The 19,658-nt window shown below is 46.3% G+C and carries 17 protein-coding genes; 14 read left to right on the plus strand and 3 right to left on the minus strand.

Annotated elements, in window-relative coordinates; translation table 11 throughout:
* Positions 1–50: 50 nt before the first annotated feature.
* The 8 genes from J4N23_RS11565 (at position 51) to J4N23_RS11600 (ending at position 6,056) form a co-directional block, all read left to right on the plus strand.
* A complete protein-coding gene (locus J4N23_RS11565) occupies positions 51–380 on the plus strand; it encodes a helix-turn-helix transcriptional regulator (protein ID WP_207427427.1) in 330 nt (109 codons plus the stop codon).
* Positions 381–426: 46 nt separating this feature from the next.
* A complete protein-coding gene (locus J4N23_RS11570) occupies positions 427–987 on the plus strand; it encodes a DUF6428 family protein (protein ID WP_207427429.1) in 561 nt (186 codons plus the stop codon).
* Between the two features lie 148 nt (positions 988–1,135).
* Entirely contained in the window at positions 1,136–1,555 is a 420-nt protein-coding gene (locus tag J4N23_RS11575) for an arsenate reductase ArsC (RefSeq protein ID WP_207427431.1), read from the plus strand.
* 2 nt (positions 1,556–1,557) lie between these two features.
* Positions 1,558–2,640 (plus strand): ACR3 family arsenite efflux transporter, encoded by a 1,083-nt coding sequence (gene arsB / locus J4N23_RS11580; RefSeq protein ID WP_207427433.1) that lies wholly within the window; start codon positions 1,558–1,560, stop codon positions 2,638–2,640.
* The gene (locus tag J4N23_RS11585) at positions 2,637–3,359 is read left to right on the plus strand and encodes a metallophosphoesterase (protein ID WP_207427435.1); all 723 of its coding nucleotides are present in this window, start codon (positions 2,637–2,639) and stop codon (positions 3,357–3,359) included. Before arsB ends, J4N23_RS11585 begins: the two co-directional genes overlap by 4 nt.
* A gap of 9 nt (positions 3,360–3,368) precedes the next feature.
* A complete protein-coding gene (locus J4N23_RS11590; RefSeq protein WP_207427437.1) occupies positions 3,369–3,815 on the plus strand; it encodes a DoxX family protein in 447 nt (148 codons plus the stop codon).
* The gene (gene chrA / locus J4N23_RS11595; protein ID WP_207427439.1) at positions 3,785–4,912 is read left to right on the plus strand and encodes a chromate efflux transporter; all 1,128 of its coding nucleotides are present in this window, start codon (positions 3,785–3,787) and stop codon (positions 4,910–4,912) included. Before J4N23_RS11590 ends, chrA begins: the two co-directional genes overlap by 31 nt.
* Before the next feature lie 700 nt (positions 4,913–5,612).
* On the plus strand, positions 5,613–6,056 hold the full coding sequence (locus J4N23_RS11600) for a hypothetical protein (protein WP_207427441.1): 444 nt from the start codon (positions 5,613–5,615) through the stop codon (positions 6,054–6,056).
* 169 nt (positions 6,057–6,225) lie between these two features.
* Here J4N23_RS11600 and J4N23_RS11605 read toward each other — a convergent pair whose 3' ends face one another.
* Together J4N23_RS11605 and J4N23_RS11610 are read right to left on the minus strand one after the other, a co-directional pair.
* Positions 6,226–6,897, minus strand: coding sequence for a transposase (locus J4N23_RS11605; protein ID WP_242689197.1), 672 nt, complete (start codon positions 6,895–6,897; stop codon positions 6,226–6,228).
* Positions 6,898–6,902: 5 nt separating this feature from the next.
* A complete protein-coding gene (locus J4N23_RS11610; protein WP_207427442.1) occupies positions 6,903–7,238 on the minus strand; it encodes a hypothetical protein in 336 nt (111 codons plus the stop codon).
* Positions 7,239–7,268: 30 nt separating this feature from the next.
* Here J4N23_RS11610 and J4N23_RS11615 point away from each other — a divergent pair, with 30 nt between their 5' ends.
* From J4N23_RS11615 to J4N23_RS11630, 4 genes are all read left to right on the plus strand, one after another.
* A complete protein-coding gene (locus J4N23_RS11615) occupies positions 7,269–9,644 on the plus strand; it encodes an alpha-xylosidase (RefSeq protein ID WP_207427443.1) in 2,376 nt (791 codons plus the stop codon).
* A 130-nt stretch (positions 9,645–9,774) separates the two neighbouring features.
* Complete coding sequence (locus J4N23_RS11620; RefSeq protein ID WP_207427444.1) at positions 9,775–9,993, plus strand: hypothetical protein; 219 nt, start codon at positions 9,775–9,777, stop codon at positions 9,991–9,993.
* Between the two features lie 222 nt (positions 9,994–10,215).
* Positions 10,216–11,166, plus strand: a complete 951-nt coding sequence (locus J4N23_RS11625; RefSeq protein ID WP_207427449.1) for a phosphatase PAP2 family protein — start codon at positions 10,216–10,218, stop codon at positions 11,164–11,166.
* Positions 11,167–11,420: 254 nt separating this feature from the next.
* The gene (locus tag J4N23_RS11630; protein ID WP_207427450.1) at positions 11,421–13,322 is read left to right on the plus strand and encodes an ATP-binding protein; all 1,902 of its coding nucleotides are present in this window, start codon (positions 11,421–11,423) and stop codon (positions 13,320–13,322) included.
* Positions 13,323–13,328: 6 nt separating this feature from the next.
* On the opposite strand, the gene J4N23_RS11635 is transcribed toward J4N23_RS11630, so the two are convergent.
* The gene (locus J4N23_RS11635; RefSeq protein ID WP_207427451.1) at positions 13,329–14,885 is read right to left on the minus strand and encodes a YdiU family protein; all 1,557 of its coding nucleotides are present in this window, start codon (positions 14,883–14,885) and stop codon (positions 13,329–13,331) included.
* A gap of 395 nt (positions 14,886–15,280) precedes the next feature.
* Between J4N23_RS11635 and J4N23_RS11640 the strand changes: the two genes are divergently transcribed.
* Entirely contained in the window at positions 15,281–15,913 is a 633-nt protein-coding gene (locus J4N23_RS11640) for an acyl-CoA thioesterase (protein ID WP_207427452.1), read from the plus strand.
* A gap of 116 nt (positions 15,914–16,029) precedes the next feature.
* Complete coding sequence (locus tag J4N23_RS11645; protein WP_207427454.1) at positions 16,030–19,638, plus strand: PKD domain-containing protein; 3,609 nt, start codon at positions 16,030–16,032, stop codon at positions 19,636–19,638.
* The last annotated feature ends 20 nt before the right edge of the window (positions 19,639–19,658 follow it).

Genomic DNA, 19,658 nt, shown 5'->3' on the forward strand with positions numbered 1-19,658 from the left:
ATTTTAAAAAAAATTTTACAGGTTATAAATTAATCGTAATATTGCGATGTATGGGAATAACTAAAACGGAAATCTTTTCTGCGGAGCAAAACCGACTGGCTGTAATGTTGAAAGCCATTGCGCATCCGGCGCGTATAGCTATTCTGCAGGAGATTATTAAAAGCAAGGCCTGCATCTGCGGCGACCTGGTTGAGGAACTGGGCTTAGCGCAGGCTACTATTTCTCAACACCTTAAAGAGTTAAAAAATGCTGGCTTGATTCAGGGGACGATAGAAGGGGTGAGCATCTGCTACTGTATTCATCCGGAAAATTGGAAGCAGCTCGAAAAGGAGCTGGGAGATTTCTTTAGTTCCTACAGAGGAACAGCGGGATGCTGTTAAAAAAATTTACTTAAATCAATCGTTAGATTGCGATAAATAGATGAATATGAATAATCCTAATGCAATCAGCTGGAGGCTTTTCAAGGAAAACCTGGTCCAGCACTCACATTTGGCCCTTCAGTTTCAATACGCGGAGGGGAAATGGGTTAAACCCTCTTACCATATTACTGAGATTAAGCAAGCACTCATTACTTCGGTGGATTGTGGCGGAGTGGTCAATTCATGGACGGAGATTGTTATACAACTTTGGGAGCCCGAACAGGAAAAAGAGGGGCCGGCAATGAAGGCTAGCAAAGCTTTATCTATTATTGATCTGGTCGAAAAGGCTTTAAAACTAGATGAGGCTGCGGAAGTAAAAATTGAGTTTGGCAATTCTAAATTTGAAACCCGGCAAATGTATCCCGGGGAATTATTAACAGTCGGCGAAGATTTAATTGTAAATTTAAGACCAGACGCTGTTCAATGCAAGGCGATAGGAAGAGGAGGAAGCTGCGGAACCGAGGCTGACGGAGAGGCTTGTTGTGCTACTCCTGCAGAACACCCGAAACCAGAAATACAAAACCTGGCAGCAGCAGGCTGCTGTACTCCAGGATCAGGTTGCTGTTAATATATTATGATCACCATTCGACCAATGCTTGCTTCTGATGCCGAAGCAATCCAAAAGATTTATAGGAGCGAATCACTGCCACCAGGGACGTGAGTTTAGCTGCAGACACGAAGAAGCAAAGTTGTTGGAATCGACTAAATAAAAATTGATGAAGAACATTTTAGTGCTCTGCACCGGTAATAGTTGCCGGAGCCAGATAGCAGAAGGATACCTCCGCCACTTTTCAGGCGATAAAGCAAATGTCTATAGCGCAGGAGTGGAGACTCACGGACTAAATCCAAGGGCCGTAAAAATCATGGAGGAGGATGGAATAGACATCTCCACCCATACCTCTAATCACGTGGATGAGTACGCAGACATTCCCTTCGATTTTGTGATCTCGGTGTGTGATAACGCGAAGGAACGCTGTCCCTATTTCCCCACTAGGGCCGAGAAACTTCATTTCAATTTTCCTGATCCAGCAAAAGCAACGGGTACAGAAGAAGAAATAATGGAGCAGTTCCGGAAGGTAAGGGAAATGATAAAATCATATGCAGAGGATTTCGTGAAGCAACATCTGAAGGGCTAGCGATGAGTGCAACTAATTGTGCGCCTGCCGCCAACCGTAAGAAGTTAGGTTTTTTAGACAGGTATTTAACGCTCTGGATCTTTTCTGCGATGCTGCTCGGCGTAGCCATTGGTTATTTTTTTCCCTCCTCATCGGGATATATCAATTCATTCTCGGCCGGTACCACTAACATCCCCCTTGCCATCGGGCTTATTTTGATGATGTATCCGCCGCTTGCTAAAGTGCGTTACGAACACATGGGCGACGTATTCAGGGATACCAAAGTTCTGGGCGCTTCTCTGTTTCTTAACTGGGTGATCGGGCCGGTAGTCATGTTCCTGCTGGCGATATTTTTCCTCTCAGACTACCCGGAGTATATGGTAGGTTTAATATTGATCGGTCTGGCAAGATGTATTGCGATGGTAGTTGTATGGAATGAGCTGGCTGAAGGAAACCGGGAATACGGAGCCGGACTGATCGCCTTGAACAGTGTTTTTCAAGTGTTGCTCTACAGCGTCTATGCCTACGTTTTTATCACGATATTGCCACCATATTTCGGCCTAACAGGGCTGGAAATTGACATCACGATTTCTCAAATCGCTAAAAGCGTGGGTATTTATCTTGGGATTCCGTTTGCTCTCGGTCTGATTACACGCTACGGCTTGATTGCTATAAAGGGAGAGGACTGGTTTCGACAAAAATATATTCCTTTCATTTCTCCCATTACTTTAATTGCGTTATTGTTTACTATTGTAGTGATGTTCAGCCTGAAAGGGGAGTTGATTGTGCAGATTCCAGCAGATGTGATTCGGATTGCGATTCCGCTCGTTGTCTACTTTGCGGTCATGTTCCTGTTTAGCTTCTTTGTTGGAAAAAGGTTCGGCGCAGATTATTCCAGGACGACTGCTATTGCCTTCACTGCTACAGGTAACAATTTCGAACTGGCAATTGCCGTGGCCATCGGAGTGTTTGGAATTAATTCAGGGCAAGCTTTCGCCGGTGTGATAGGACCACTGGTTGAGGTGCCGGCTCTGATAGCCCTCGTTAATGTAGCCTTCTGGCTGAGAAATAAATATTATAAATCAACTACTTTAGATACTGAATGAGAATAGCAATATTTTCAGATATACACGCAAATCTGCCGGCCTTAGAGGCGTTTTTCGAGGACATACAGAAAAGGGATATTGATAGCTGGTACTGTCTGGGTGACCTGGTAGGATACAATACCTGGCCCAATGAGGTGATCGAAGAAATCAGAAAAAGAAAGATTCCGACAATAGCCGGGAATCATGACCTGAAAGTGAAAAAGTTGAAACGGGATGAAGGACTTGAGGTAGATTATGCTTACCACATTGGGTCGGATGACGCCCGCGACTACCTAAGCAGGCTTCCCCGCTTCATTCGAAAGCATTTTGAGCTGGACGGCGCACCTGCAACGATCATGCTCGTTCACGGAAGTCCTAGGAGTGTGAACGAATACCTGCTGGAAGATCTCGAAGAAAGCTATGTGTCCGCCATGATGGAAGAGGAAGATGCGGATATAATGTTTTGCGGCCATACTCATAAACCTTATCATCGGACACTTACAACTTCGAATAGCTATCGTCATTTAATAAATGTAGGATCTATTGGAAAACCGAAGGACGGGGATCCGAGGGGTTGCTATGTCATCCTGACCTTGGATAAAAGCAGCTCGCTGAAAAGCGCCGATGGTATCAAGGTCGAATTCTTTCGGTTTGAGTACGATGTGGAAAAGGCTGCTTCGGCGGTAGAAAATAGTCCCTTACCCACCGAGTTTGCCGATCGGTTAAGAAAAGCATATTGATCTATTATCATGAAGAGATGGAAATTGTTGCAAACAGATAACTCGGGAACAACCATCCTGCTGCGCTCAATGGTAGGAGCCGTGTTTCTGTCGGAAGGCTTGCAGAAGTTTTTGTTCGCAGATAAACTGGGAACAGGCAGGTTTACCAAAATAGGTCTTCCGGCCGCGGAGTTTTTTGGTCCTCTGGTAGGTTCGTTTGAAATAATTTGTGGTGTACTGATACTTATTGGACTAATCACCCGACTGGCGGCAATCCCCCTGATTGTTATCATGCTCGCTGCAATTAGTCTCACCAAGTTAAAGATCCTGACGGACGCAGGCTTTTGGTCGATGCTCCATGAAAGCCGTACGGATTGGGCAATGCTACTAGGGGCAGTTTTTCTGTTGATAAAGGGTGGCGGTAGGTGGTCGATCGACAAATTGCTATGGAAAAGAAAGAGCGAAGAAAGGCGCTGATAGAAGTAGCCGCGGTATTCTTTCGGCTTGGCTGTCTCGGTTTCGGTGGCCCGGCCGTGCACATTGCCATGATGGAAGAAGAAGTGGTGCGAAAACGAAAGTGGCTGCGCCCTGAAGAGTTCCTTGATCTGGTGGGTGCTGTAAACCTGATTCCCGGTCCGAACTCCACCGAGCTAACGATGCACTGCGGCAAAGAGCGGGCGGGCTGGCCGGGACTGTTTGTCGCTGGTTTCTGTTTTATCTTTCCCGCAGTGATCATCACGGGCTTATTTGCCTGGGCTTACAAGGAATACGGGGAACTTCCCCATGTACAACCCTTCATTTACGGCATCAAACCGGCCATCCTGGCTGTGGTTGTTTTCCTGATGATTTCGCTGGCCAAAAAAGCGGTGAAATCAGCCCGGCTTGCCTTTTTCGGAATAGCGGCTGTTCTACTTGCCCTTGCAGGATTTAGTGAGGTACATATTCTTTTTGGGATAGGCTTTCTGGCGGCCTTTTTTCAGCTGGCAGGGAAGAAGCAGTTTTTTGGCCTTGTCCCGCTTATGCTCTTGCAGGCCCAGACCTTGCCCGCCAAAGCCTCGGCTACTCAGTTGTTCTGGCTGTTTTTAAAGGTAGGCTCCATCTTGTACGGAAGTGGCTATGTGCTCTTCGCTTTTTTGGATGCCGAGCTGGTAAGCAGGGGTTTGCTAAGCAAACAACAGCTGGTAGACGCCATCGCGGTCGGCCAGTTTACTCCCGGGCCGGTCTTTTCCTCTGCCACCTTTGTCGGATGGCAGATAGCAGGAATTTCAGGGGCTGTATTGGCCACTATCGGGATTTTTTTACCTTCCTTCATTTTTGTGGGCTGTCTTAATCCCATCATTCCGAAGCTGAGGAAATCCCCGCTGATGTCCGCTTTTTTGGATGCGGTAAATGTGGTAGCTGTCGCCTTAATCCTGGTCGTTTCCGTCGACCTCGCCAAAGCATCCATCACCGATTGGAGAACTACCTTGATAGCACTGGCTGGCTTTGCCGCTGCCTTCTATTTCAAACACCTAAATACCGCCTTCATTATTTTAGGGGGAGCAGTTCTCGGATATTGCCTGACCTACCTCTGATGCACTGCTACGCTTTGCAACATCTTCTCAATTCTTACTTAAAATGAACATTGTTACTGGAGGGTCCGGAGGTCAGTTGAAAAGGTAGAGTCAAAATTTGAGAGTGGCCCTAGCCCTGTCCATATTAGCCTTAGATCAACCTGCAGGCAGAGAGCGACCTGCTTCGGACCTGGTTCAGCTTTTACCGGAAATTCAGCAAGAAAGGGGAGCTGAGGCCTGTATCAGCCCTAATGCAACCACGAAGGAACTCTAAATGAAATAAGAATGAATACTGAACGCAAACTGTCAAATATCGCTATAAGGTCGCTATAACATCGCTGTAAGGTCGCTATAAGGTCTTGTTGGAATTCTTCCGAGGGTTGAACGAGGAGTTATCGCAGGAGATGCTTTGCTAAAATTACGAATAAAACCCGAGCTGGGATAAAAAAAGAATAAAGCTAAGATCTTCAATTAGAGCGGACTGGACTCAAAACGGGAAGTCGCGGTGGTTTAATTTGAACTGATTGAAAAAATTGTTAAATATGTGGGATGAACCTGAAGCTTATACAAAAAACAGCCTTTGGCGTAAGAAATTTGAGTTCAGGTAAATGGGATATATACGAAATTCGTAAACCCAGATGTTAGTTGCTATTGTAAAAACCCGAGAACTTTCCCAATAATGAGAAGCTGGACGACTTTTTTTCTTTTAATATTACCTCCTATGATGTTGCTCTCTTGCCAAAACCAACAGAAAAAAATTGTCTACTACGAGTACAATGGAGTTGTGATAACCAGAATTAATGACTTTCCTAAAGACAGATTTTACTATGGTAAGTTCGACCCAGAAGTTGACAAGTTGCCGGAATCATATATAGAATCTAAATTTAGTGGTTTCGATGGAGGTATGGGTGCTTACCTTATTTTCAAGCCGAATAAGCACGTTGAAATCATTAGGGAATGGGGCAATTTTTCGCCAGTTAGATTAAAAGAAAATTTAATTCTGATTGATACAATGGAGAATATAAAATTCATTCATTGGAGGGATAGTGCCAAAGGAAATTTAAAGAATATTGCCTACGTCTCTCACGTGTTAGATTTAGAAAGGAAAACGAACTCGAACGAAAAATCACAGGTAACAAGAAGAATAAAAAACAACAGCAACTAACACTTAGGGTTCCGTTGGGGGCGTAGCACCAACAATGAACCCTCGGTTGTACGGAACCTTCGGTAGTTTTTTAGGCATCATGCTTATGGGTTTTGCGACGATCAGGCTTGGTTTCTAGCAGGAGGGTTTAGGTTAGCTTTCTAGTTGGGCCAGCACTTTTTTTGGGTTTTCATAGCCTCCGGATGAATCCTCTTACCTTCCTGAGGTGTTTTTCAGAAGTATTTTCCCTTTTTTCTTCTGACAAGGCATAGCGCTGCCAGGCCAGTATACTACGGCTTTTATTTTGTGACAGCAGTTTCGATAGTTCAGCAATTTTTGGTGGTCCGCGTTTAGGCAGCAGCTCTATGGTGACCATCGTTTCGGTTTTACAGCAGGGACAAAGTAATGGGTTGAACTTCTGCAGCTTCCGGGGTTCCACTCTGGTCTTTACCCTCTGCGGTAATAGCCCGCGGATCAGAGCGATGGATTCTTTCTTTGCCGTAGAACTCAAAAAACCGAAATGGCGGATCCTTACAAAGCCTTTTGGTAGAATATGCAGAGCGAAGCGGCGGATGAACTCTTCAGCGTTCAGGCTCATCTGCTTTTTCCGGCCGCCGTGGCGGTAATCATTGTAGCCGAAAGTTACCTTCTGGTCATCTATCGAGAGGATACGATTGTTAGAGATGGCAATCTTGTGGGTGTACCGTCCCAGGTACTCTACTACTGAATGAGGAGAAGCAAAGGGCCGCTTGGCATACACCACCCAATTTTTTTTGTACAAGGTATTGACCACATCTCTGTCCAGGGGAATCTCCTTCTTGTTCAACAAGGCCATAAACTTCCCCCAGAAAAGTTTGCTCATAGCTTTTACCGGAAAGAGGTATTTACCCTCGCTTTTAGCCGTTTTCCATTTCCTTCCTCGCAGAGTCTCCTATGCGGAGGCCATAGCAAAGGAAGGGACTCTGCGTCTTCCTTCGATTCTAGATCTTTCCCACGATTCTTAATTTCCAATACTTTAGTTCCTCTCCTCCACGCCCTGGTTCGTGTCTCCACGAACAACCCATCCCTATTCATTTCATCCCACCCCTTCCTTCTCGACCTTCCAATTCCTCTATAGTTAACATTTAATCCATATTCTTTAACATACTCTTCTGTTACTGGCCGGTCCTTTTCATTTACTTTGGAGGTAAAGGCGATCCTCATCGCAACCTATTAATACCTAAAAATTACGAAATGAGAAAAAGAGCAGTACTCCTAGCTTTTACCCTGGTTCCTTTATTATTTCAGTCCGTGCGGGCGCAAATACAGGAAATGAAGCTGCTGAACGCACCAGTAGATATCAGCAAAGATTTCAAAGACTTTTCCAATACCTACTATCTGGCGGATAGCCTTAAAAGTTTCAACCCTGCAACAGGGACTGGCGAGCTGGTTTACAAGAGGCACAATTATGTAACCAGGCAGGCATTCAACAATATGCTGGGAACACTCAGGGCAGTAGCTGCCAACGAGTTTCCCACTACAGAATATGCGGCATCGCCCTCGCTTCCTTTTTCCATCCAATTTGTGTCAGACAAAACGGTCCGGATCAGGACAGTATCGGGGTTTCAGGCAAGACCTGAGCAGGAATCGTTGATGTTGATGAATGGAAAAGCGCCCGTCAACAAAAGCTCCTGGAAGTACAGCAAGCTGAAAGGCGCTCACCGGTATACCAGCGCAAGCGGCTCGGTCACTGTTTTTGAATACCCCTGGCGGGTGGAGATAAGGGACCCGCAGGGAAAGCTTCTCACCAAAACGATTCACCATGTTGACAATGCAGATTCCACCTATACTCCTGTTCTGCCATTTTCTTATGTAAGAAGGGCTGCTGATTATTCACGCAGCATGAACGCAGCTTTTGCCCTGTCTCCCGGAGAAAAGATATTTGGATGCGGCGAGTCCTTCACTTCCTTGGACAAACGCGGCCAGAAGGTAGTGCTCTGGGCGGATGATGCGAACGGAGTGCAGAACGAGACCATGTATAAGCCTATTCCGTTTTTTATGAGCAGCCGCGGTTATGGAATGTTTATGCATACCTCAACTCCCATTACCTGTGATTTCGGAAAGTACTTCAGCGGGGTTAACTCCTTAATGATAGGAGATGACGAGCTCGATCTTTTTGTTTTCCTTGGCGAGCCGAAAGAGGTACTGAACGAGTATACCAACCTTACGGGAAAAGCTTCCATGCCTCCACTGTGGTCTTTTGGGTTCTGGATGAGCCGGATTACGTATTTCTCCGAGCAGGATGGGAGAGAGGTTGCCGCCAATCTGCGCAAGCATAATATCCCTGCCGATGTAATTCATTACGACACAGGTTGGTTTACTACCGATTGGCGTACAGATTATAAGTTTGCTCCTGATCGTTTCGCCAATCCCGCTAAATTGATGTCCGATCTTAAGAAGGACGGATTCCGCGTTTCTTTATGGCAGTTGCCCTACTTTACACCACAGAACACCCTTTTTAACGACCTGGTGCAGAAAAATCTGGTGGTAAAAGATGCAAAAGGGAATCTTCCTTTTGAGGATGCGGTGCTAGATTTTTCCAATCCCACTGCAGTGAAGTGGTATCAGGATAAGATTGCTGGTCTCTTGAAATTAGGCGTGGGTGCTATTAAAGTGGATTTTGGGGAAGCAGCTCCTGATAATGGTCTTTACCATTCCGGTCGTACCGGCTTTTACGAGCACAATTTGTACCCTTTACGCTATAACAAGGCTGTTGCGGATATTACCAGGCAAACTAATGGGGAAAACATTATTTGGGCCCGAAGTGCCTGGGCGGGAAGCCAGCGATACCCGCTGCACTGGGGCGGCGATGCAGCTAATACCAATACCGCGATGGCTGCTGAGCTGAGAGGCGGCCTTTCGTTGGGGCTTTCCGGCTTCTCCTTCTGGAGCCATGACGTTGGCGGTTTCGTACAAAAAACACCGGAAGATCTTTATGAACGCTGGGCGGCCTTTGGATTTTTGTCGTCTCACACACGCAGCCATGGAATGCCACCTAAAGAGCCCTGGGAATACAGTCCGCAATTTCTAAATTATTTCCGGCAGGTGGCCGAGATGCGTTATAAGCTGATGCCGTACATCTATGCACAGGCTAAAGATTGTACTCAACGTGGCCTCCCCATGCTTAGGGCGCTGTTTGTAGAATATCCGAATGATCCCGGTGCATGGCAGGTCGACGATCAATACCTCTTTGGAGGCGATATGCTCGTCGCTCCTTTGATGGAACACGTTGCGGAGCGGGATGTCTATCTTCCCGGTGGCCAGTGGATAGATTACCAAACGGGCCAGGTGTATCAGCAGGGCTGGAACAAGATCAAAGCAGGAACTGTACGGGCTGTTATCCTGGTGAGAAACGGCGCAGTTATCCCACATATAAAACTGGCTCAATCCACTTCAAGGATGGACTGGACGGCACTGGAGCTTGTTTCTTACTCCACTGCTCCGAACGCCGAAGGGCTTGTCTGTCTTCCCAATGATAATGTGTTGCACAAAGTTTCTTTGAATGGAATCAAGCTTCAGCAGGATCCGTATGCAGGAAAAATAAAATGGACTGTTAGAGCACACAAATAGTACATGTCGATTTATTCAGACAGCGTAATGCTTGGCTGTCGGAGATGTCCTGTTTGCTGCACGGTAGGTCCTCAAAATCCCAAAACAAATTCAACTGATGCTCCTTACATTCATATAAACCAAAATGCATATGGAAACGATCGAATTTACAATTGATGGCAAAGTCTATACTGCCGACGAATCCGAAGGAAAGTACTCAATCGTGCAAAACTCTGAATTTATAGGGCAGATGTACAAGGAACCTAAAGGCTGGTCCTGGGAAGGCCCGGACAGGATAGATCATCATCATCCCTGGGAGGAGATCGGAAGGAAGATCGATAAACATCTGCAGAATTTGGCGCACCAATAGCGCTTGAGACCATTTTAAAATACAAAAGCATCGTTTGGGACGATGCTTTTATTTTTGTGTGAGAGTATGAGTGTGAATGTATAACAGTAGAAACAGAAAGCGTGCCATGATTCATAAAAACAAATTTTTGATTGCTTAGTAATTACTTAATCAGCAATTAATGATTTGTTAATGTGTATTATGGGGAAAGAGACGTTTTTTAGGTGTTTTTTGATCTTATTTTTGAGCTCGTGCTTTCAGCAGTTGTATGCTCAAACAGACTCCCTGATCAGAAAGTTGGATAGTTTGGGGAGAAAAGCGGACACAGTCGGGCAAACAAACGTCATTGCTCCGGAGGCTTATACCCAGCGTACCCAGATTACTTTCAAAAACTATTTTGTTTTGCTTGGAAGCGATATTAAGCAGCAGCTGTTTACACCCTTTACCATGCCGGCAAAAGATTGGGTGAAAGTTGCCCACTATGGTTTGGGTTTAAGCGGGCTGATGTTCGCAGACAGGCCTATCCAACGACGGGCAGTAATCTGGAGGAAAGACAATCCTGTGCTCACGAACGTCAGTTCTTTTATCACTAATACCGGCGGCACTTATGAGGCGATTACTTTGGCTGGCCTCGCCACCTATGGCTTTGCTTTTAAAAATGAAAAGATTAAAACGACGAGCTTGCTGGCTAGTCAGGCATACATCACAGGAATTACCATCAATACGCTGCTGAAAAACCTGGCAGGCAGGCATCGGCCTTCGGTGGTTAACCCCGATAGGGTAGAAGCACGACCTACTTTTTACGGACCCTTTTCTAATACCGGCCGCGACAAGGAGGGGAAAAAGCTAGCCGCATCCTTTCCTTCTGCACATGCAACACTCGCTTTTGCTGCTGCCACCGTCTACGCTATGGAATACCGGGACAAGCCTATTATCCCCATCTTATCTTACACCGGTGCAACGCTGATCAGTCTTAGCAGGATCACCGAGAATCAACACTGGACGACAGACATTGTGGTAGGTGCTACGATTGGGTATTTAACCGGGAGACAGGTGGTAAATAATTACCATCGTTACGCTAAAATCAAACGAGACAACGGCGGAGAGCAACCTACACCCCAACGAAAAAAGGTGTCGCTGAAAATGCAGTATTTTCAGGGCAGCCTCTTACCGGGACTCGTTTATACGCCTTAATTCGAACGAGAAAATTTTCGCACTACGTCATTGGATTGCTTGCCTCAAAAGGCCGGGTTTAGCTCGAACGTTCGTTTACGCGTCTTTTGTTTCGCATCCTGGGGTTTAAAATAGTTTGGGAGAAATTTTTTCGTGTAGCCGAAAACTGTCCTTCTGACAATTAACTACTAGGTTAAAACTAACCTTTACTTTTAATTAACGAGAACTTATTTTAAACTGAGGTGTTCTCTAACGGAACCCTTATTCAGTCTCCTATGTCTGCCTCATCTACCGACTCCGGGGTTAGTTTGGAAATTTATAAAGCTGTTTTTGAGGCTGCAAAATGCCCGCTTCTGCTGTTGAATGCTAATTCACCTGAGTTCTCTGTGGCTGCGGTTAATCAAAAATTCCTGTCTTCAATTCGCGCCACCCGCGACACCATTTTGGGGAGAAGTATATATGAAGTATTTCCCCTGAGCTTAAACAGCCCTGATGTACCCACTGCGGGCGAGTTAGATACCGTCCTGCAGGAGGTGTTGCAACGGAAAGAAACTGTAGAAGCTTCTGCCGAGACTTCGAGCGTCTGGGTAATAAATGGAGCAGAGCGAAAGCGCTGGCGTTCGGTAAATACTCCGATTTTTGGGAGTACCGGAGATATTCAATTCATACTACACGCACCTGTAGACGACACAGCCTCTCAGGAAGCTGCGGAGCGGGAAGAGTCGGCCCGGCAGGCCGGCGAGAACTACCGGCGTCGTCTTGAGTCTTTTCTGAAACAGGCCCCGGTAGCTATTGCCGTTTATTTTGGTCCGGAATTTCTGGTCGAAATGGCTAATCCTGTTTTCTGTAAGATGTGGGGATTGACAGAGGAGGAAGCGATAGGTACATCCATCTTTGACCTTCTCCCGGATGAAACCGGGGAGTATCGGAAGGTTTTTTCAGACGTATATACGTCTGGGAATACTTTTGTTGCTTTTGAAACTCCTATTATTTTAACTTCCTCAGAGCAGGCCTGGATTAACCTGGTGATCGAGCCCCTCCACGACCTCGATGGGAGTGTACATAGCCTCATTTCCATCGCTCAGGATGTAACGGAGCAGGTGCGACTGAAGCAGAAGCTGGAAGATAGTGAATCGAGACTGCGTCTGGCTATTTCAGCATCTAAAATGGGTGTTTGGGATTTGGATCTTCTTTCAGGAGACCTCATCACCACCGGTACTGGGAATCGCATTTTTGGTTATGACTCATCAGAGGTTTCCTGGGATATGGAGCGCTTTATGAGTCACGTTCTGGAGGAGGACCGGGAAGTGATATTGAAAGCGTTGGAGCGGGCTAAAGTGGAAAGGTTTATGAGCGTGGAAATCAGGATTATCAGAGTGGATAAGGTACTGCGCTGGATTGGATTGACGACGGAAGTGTACAGAAATGAGTCGGGTGAAGCCGTCCGGCTCTTGGGGACCACCCTGGACATCACCGAACGCAAAGAGTCTGAAAAGAAGAAGGATGAATTATTGAGCGTGGTGAGCCACGAGCTTAAGACTCCTGTAACTTCTCTAAAGGCTTTTGCTCAAGTGCTGGAACGAAAATTCGGTAAAAGTGGCGACGACGTAGCAGCAGTAATGCTTCGAAAGATGGTGGTGCAAATTGTACGCCTGTCTCATCTTATTCACGATCTGCTCGACCTAACCCGGATTGAGGGCGGCCAGCTGAAGCTACGTCTTGAAAGGTACGTGTTTAATGAGTTAGTTGCAGAGGTGGCTACCCAGGTAGGAAGAACCTGTTCTCACCAAATCATCGTTAACGAGGAAGAGCTGGTAGAATGCTTCGGTGACCGGCAGCGAACAGAACAGGTTCTGATCAATCTGGTAACTAACGCGGTTAAGTATTCCCCGGGAAAAGACAAAGTGATTGTATCTGTTGAGAAGCGGGACGGGGAAGTAATATGCTCTGTGCAGGATTTTGGATTAGGCGTGCCACCCGAAAAGCAGGAAAAGCTGTTCAAGCGGTTTTACCGGGTGGGGGATGAGGCGCAGCACAATATTTCCGGACTTGGTCTGGGGCTTTATATCTCCGCAGAGATCATTCACCGGCAGCAGGGGCACATTTGGCTCAAAAGCACTCCCGGCGAAGGATCTACGTTCTCTTTCAGCCTGCCGCTGGAAGTTGAAGATGTTTAAGAAGCGCTACGAACTACAGGAAAGCATCGAACAGCCGGCTTTGTTACTGGCCCAGTCCGGACGTTTCAAAAAGAATTCGTCAAACTTATTCGAATAGGGCTCTTTTATAGCCTCTTGCAGTCTGTCAAATAGCTTTGAATCGCCTTTCTGCAGATCCTCGATGGCTTGGTGAAGCAGATAGTTTCGTGGGATAAACCGCGGGCTCGTTTCTCTCATCCTGGCAAGAGACTCCTCCTTGCTACAGGTATTGCTGGCGAATCGTTGACGGTAGCTTTCAATAAACTCTTGCAGTATGTTTCTTTCCACTGGATCTGGTTCACGATAGAATGACCTGCTGAAATGTGCAAGGGGAGCGATAGGTTCCGTAGCCTCCGCCAGATCAATGAGTTCCTGGAAAAAAATGGTCATATCCGGTTTTACGGTATCAAGGAATTTCTCTAATTGGTCAAACATCGGAATATCCTCTGGCCGCACATGATCCAGCCCCAGCTTTGACGCAAGCATCAGATAGTACCTCTCCCAATAAGTATCGCTAAAGCTTTCAATTGCTTTCACCAGCTCCTCAGTGCCATCAAACAGGGGAACCAGTGCATTGGCTAAACATCCCAGGTTCCAGTAAGCGATGGAGGCCTGCTTGCCGAAGGCGTAGCGTCTGCCCGGCAGGTCAGTAGTATTTGGAGTAAAGTTGAGATCGTACTCATCCACGAAAGAGAAGGGGCCATAGTCAATAGTAAGTCCTAGGATGGACATGTTGTCCGTGTTCATTACTCCATGGACGAAACCTACCCGTTGCCACTCTACTATCAGCGTGGCTGTCCTGTCAACCACCTCCTGAAACCACTGAAGTACTTTGTTTTCACCCTGAATGTGTGGGTAAAACCGACTGATGGTCCAGTCAACCAGTTGCTTTAAATGTTCGGTTTCCTGTCTCGCGGCTAGCATCTCAAAGTTTCCAAATCTCAGGAAACTGGGCGCTACCCTCATCACAATGGCTCCCGGTTCGTACTCCGGACGCCCATCATAAAACATATCGCGCATTACCTGGTCACCGGTTGCTACCAGGCTTAGTGCCCTCGTTGTAGGGACACCAAGGTAATGCATCGCTTCACTCATGAGGTACTCCCGTAAGGATGAACGCAGAACGGCACGTCCGTCTGCCCGTCTAGAATAGGGTGTTGGTCCCGCTCCCTTCAGCTGGAACTCCCAAAGGCGCTTATCCGGGGCTTCCCACTCTCCCAGAGTGATAGCACGGCCATCGCCCAGCTGACCCGCCCAGTGTCCGAACTGGTGTCCTGCATAGCAGGCAGCATATGGGTGCATGGTCGGCGTAACGTAATTTCCCGCCAGTACGGCTACATCTTCAGGCGTCTCCGGTTTCTGCACTCCCAGTGTTGTGGCTAGTTCATCTGACCATGCTAGTAACCTAGGCGCCGCTACGGGGCTCGGCAAGGCCTTACTGTATAAAACCCCCGGTGTCTGCCTGGGCGTTAGATTGCCTGTCTCATCTCCTTCAAAAGTTTCAGTGAAGGTATTCTTATATATTTTGGATGTTAAACTCTGCATAATTTCTGATGATAAGCTTACTGCTATTTATATGCCAGCAACGGGAGCAGGGACTTTGACTTAGGAGCAAATGTAATAAATTCATCCTCTCAGGAGGAATTCGGTCTTTCGAGGAGAAAGGTTTTTATTGAGGTGTTTTTTGGTTTTTCAGTTAATAAAGTCGATTATTTTTCTATATTTGATATTGAAATTAATTTCAAATAGTTTCCGAGGTCGCATTTTGGTTGGATTTTGAAATAATTTATTGCTTTAACAACTTAAAACAAAAAAAGGTGATAATACAGAGGCTTATTTGCAAGTGTAGTCTCTTTTAAAAGTCGCTTTTGTTTTGAGTGTTTTATTTCTGCGCCATAGAGTGCAGGTATTGTAAAATTTATACAAAAAGAAACAAAAGTATGCTTACAAAAGACTTTAAGCCCGTTCGTTATTCTGAAACCATTATCACCGAACTAATGGTTCCTTCCTATGCTAATTTTGAAGGCAATATTCATGGGGGGATCATCCTTTCTTTGATGGACAAGGTGGCCTATGTATGTGCTGCAAAACATTCAAACTCCTATTGTGTCACCGCCTCGATCGACGCCGTGGATTTTCTGGCCCCAATTGCGGTAGGAGAACTGGTCTCCTTTCATGCTTCTGTAAATTATGTCGGCAAAACCTCAGTAGTGGTGGGGATCCGCGTAGTAGCAGAGAATGTTAAAACGCACTCTGTTAAACACACTAACATCAGCTATTTTACGATGGTAGCAATTGGAGATAATAATAAGCCCACTACAGTACCGGGTTTGATACTCGAGAATCAGAAGGAGGTGATCAAGTTTATTGAAGCCATTAAGAGGAAGCGACTAAAACAGGAGTTCAAAAACAGTATCGCCGATGTAAGCAAATCCATCGATATCGAAATGGAGAAGCAGCTGTTGACTACAGAGCGCTGCATCATAGCCTCAGGTTGTGGAGAAGATGTTCTTTCAGCTATTTATACTGACTCGCAGTTGTATCAGGAGGAGTACCGACTGGGTGTGCACTAGCGGCGAGGCTAAAGAAGAACGTGCTGAAAATGTGCAGGTTTTTTATTGGATGTTAAAACATATTTAGGTATAATTGGTTGGATTTAAGCCGTTTTAATGCGGTCTGATAGCTAGCCATGAATTCTAGAAATGCCTCCGAAAAACTTGTGTGGTGGGGCTGTGTGGTGGTCATTCTTTTTTTGATTTCTTCTGATAGTGCCTTAGGTCAAAACACCTCCAATAAGGGAAAGGATTTCTGGTTGGGCTATGGCAATCATGTGCAGGGCTTTAGCAATATGTCGCAGCGCATGGCTTTGTACATAACCTCCGACGTAAACACCACGGGCCAGGTGGAAATTCCCGGGATTGGCTATGCTTCCGCCTTCAGTGTTACTGCTAATTCGATCACAGTGGTTGACATTCCTCAGGAAGCCTATTTGAAGGATGAGGGAGCGTACGATTTAGGAATTCATGTAACATCAGCCAGGCCGATTGTGGTCTATTCGCATATTTATAATCAGGCTGTTTCCGGGGCTTCTCTGATCCTGCCGGTAAATACGCTTGGTCGTGAATATTATTCAATCAATTATCAGCAAACGTCCAACGATAATAATGCTCATTCTTATTTCTTCATTGTAGGAGTGGAGGATAATACCGAGGTGGAAGTCACTCCTTCTGCAGATACGAAAGGCGGCTGGACGGCGGGTCAGACCTACAGCATCAGGTTGAACCGGGGGCAGGTTTATCAGGTGCTGGGGGTGAGTACAGGCCGGACAGAAATAGGAACGAGGCAGGACGGAACGCCGGTATATGACCACCACGGCGTAGATTTAACGGGCTCCAAGATCCGGTCGATCAGTACCACGGGAGAGCCGTGTAAAAGAATTGCCGTGTTTTCGGGAAGTGGGAAAATCGCTATCGGATGCTCTTCCAACACCAGAAGTTCAGATAATCTTTTTCAGCAGCTCTATCCTACTGCCGCCTGGGGAAAGCGTTTTGTAACTGCGCCACTGAAAGAAAGGAATTATGATATTTATAGAATCATAAAGAGCGACCCGTCCGCCTCTGTGAAATTAAATGGGACAGTAATTCCAGCAAGTTCTTTTACTAACAATTTCTACTTCGAGTTTTCTTCTACAAGTGCTAACTACGTAGAGTCTGATAAATCTATTCAGGTGGTCCAGTATTCTGTGACCCAAAACCAAAATGTCAATTGTACCGCCCTTCGCGAGCCCTACGGGGATCCTGAAATGATCTATCTGAATCCTATCGAGCAAACCCTCGAAAAAATCACCTTGTATTCTTCCGGATATTACAATATTCAGGCACATTTTGTAAATGTCGTAATCGAAACGGCAGCGGCGGGCAGTCTGCGCCTGGACGGGAGTCCATACACAGGAGGTTTCACACCCATTCCTAATAATCCAACATATTCCTATGCCCAGATTTCGGTGGGAGAAGGGGTCCACACCTTGTCCGCCGATCGTGGATTCAATGCCATTGCATACGGATTCGGTCAGGCTGAGTCCTATGGTTATGCAGCGGGAGCTAACGTGAAGAGTTTGGCTATTGAGGCGGAGAGTAAGGTAACCAACCGGGTAGAAGCGAACGGTTGTATCGGTGAGCTCTTTGATATGAAGGTGTATCTGTTGTATGCCACTAATAAATTGGTTTGGGACCTCGGAAATGGGAGCACTCCCCTTGTCGTTAACAACCCGTCTCCATCCGGGACGGTAATTCGGGAAGGAAAGGAGTATTATGTTTATCAGTATCCAAACTCGCCGATTAGTTTTAATGCGGTGGGCGATTATTCGATAGAAGTTACCGCCAATAAGCCCCTGGCTGATGGCTGTGGAAGCACGGAGGAACTAGTGTCCGATTTTTCCATTTATAGCTCCCCTAAAGCTGAATTCTCCTTCCCTCAAATTGCATGCCTGGGTACCGAGGTAGTATTCACCGATGCAAGTGACGGTTTGGGGCCAGCTATCAAATCCTGGAGCTGGAATTTTGGGGATCCCTATGCCACCAGCGCTAGTCCGAATACTTCAAGCATCCAGCATCCTACCCATGTGTTTTCCAAAGCGGGCACTTACACCGTGAAGTTGCAAATACAAAATGAATCGACTTGCGACCCAGCCTTTGTGGAACACGTGATAACAATTAAAGATAATGCAAGTGGCAATTTTTCAATCTCAGCTCAGGCTTGTGAAGGACAACCAGTAGTGTTTACCGACTTGTCTTCGGTTTCGGCGGGCAATGGAAGTATCGTCAAGTGGAGCTGGGATTTTAACGACCCAAATGCTACACCGGATAATCCGAATACTAGCGAGGACCGGCATCCTACTCATTTATTTAGTCGGCCCGGCGTATATCACGTGAAGCTGCTGCTGGAAACAGAGTTCGGCTGCCGGAGCAGTGTGACGAAAGAAGTCATCATTAGTCCTAAGCCAAAGGTAGATTTTGCCCTCCCAAAAGCTTGTGTTGATGACCAGGTCATCTTCGCGGACCTTTCCACCATCGATAATAATACAGCTGCTCAGTTTACCTATCTCTGGGATTTTGGAGACGGTTCGCCGGTGACGATTAATAATACCCGGAAAAATCCATCCCACAGGTATACCGAAGCGAAAGTTTATACGGTTTCTTTAACCGTCACCTCTGCCACAGGTTGCTCATTTACTGCCAGCAAAGAATTTACGGTCAATGGAAAAAATCCCGTGGCCGTGTTTCAAGCGCAAGGTCCTACGGAGCTGTGCAGCAACCAGGCCTTTAGCTTTATCAATAAGTCTACTGTTGGTTTTGGGAAAATAACCCGGCTGGAATGGTATTTTGATGCTACAAAACCTGAAGAAGTATTGGTGGATGATGATCCGGAATTTTCGGAAGTGGTCAGTCACAAGTACCCCGTTCATCATGAACTTCAGCCCAGGCAGTATACGGTGCGGTTACTTGCTTACTCTGGTAGCTCCTGTGTGGATGCTACAGAACTGCAGGTGATGGTGAAAGGGTTGCCGGAACTTCAGATCGATCAGCCGCCAGCGGTTTGTATGGATTCCAAACCGTTCAGGCTCCAGGTTTTTGAAAAACATAATTTCCAGGGTACCTATCACTTCTCCGGTCGTGGAGTTTCAGCTTCGGGTATATTCGATCCGGCAGCAGCAGGTCCGGGAAAACATACCATTACGTGCAGCTTCACGGCTGCAGGTTGTACTGTTAGCGAAACCCTCCAACTTGAACTATTTCCCACACCTGCACTCAATACGCTAACAGAAGTGTACGTGTTGGAAGGGGAAACTTTGCAGCTAAGTGCGCAGGCCAGCAATAACGTTATTCGTTATTTATGGTCTCCGGCCCTTTATTTAGACCGTACGGATGTGCCTAATCCGCGTGTTACGCCTGAGGCAGATATTACTTACCGGCTGGAGGTTGTATCAGACAAAGGTTGTATAGCCTGGGAGTCTGTGAAAGTTAAAGTGTTGAAAAAGTTAAAAGTTCCAAATACTTTTACTCCGAACGGCGATTTGGTGAATGATTTTTGGGTAATTGATTTTCTAAATGAATATCCGGAAAGTTCAGTGGATGTGTTTACCCGGCAGGGCCGGAAAGTGTTTAGCTCGAGAGGCTATCCAAATCCCTGGGATGGAAGGGCAAACGGCGCCGACTTACCTGCAGGAACTTATTACTATATTATTGAGCCTAAAAGTGGTAGAAAACCGGTTTCAGGTTATGTAAGCATTGTTCGTTAATAATCCTAATTGGTGAAAAT

It is taken from the genome of Pedobacter sp. SYSU D00535, assembly GCF_017355855.1.
In the GTDB taxonomy this organism is placed as follows: Bacteria; Bacteroidota; Bacteroidia; order Sphingobacteriales; family Sphingobacteriaceae; genus Desertivirga.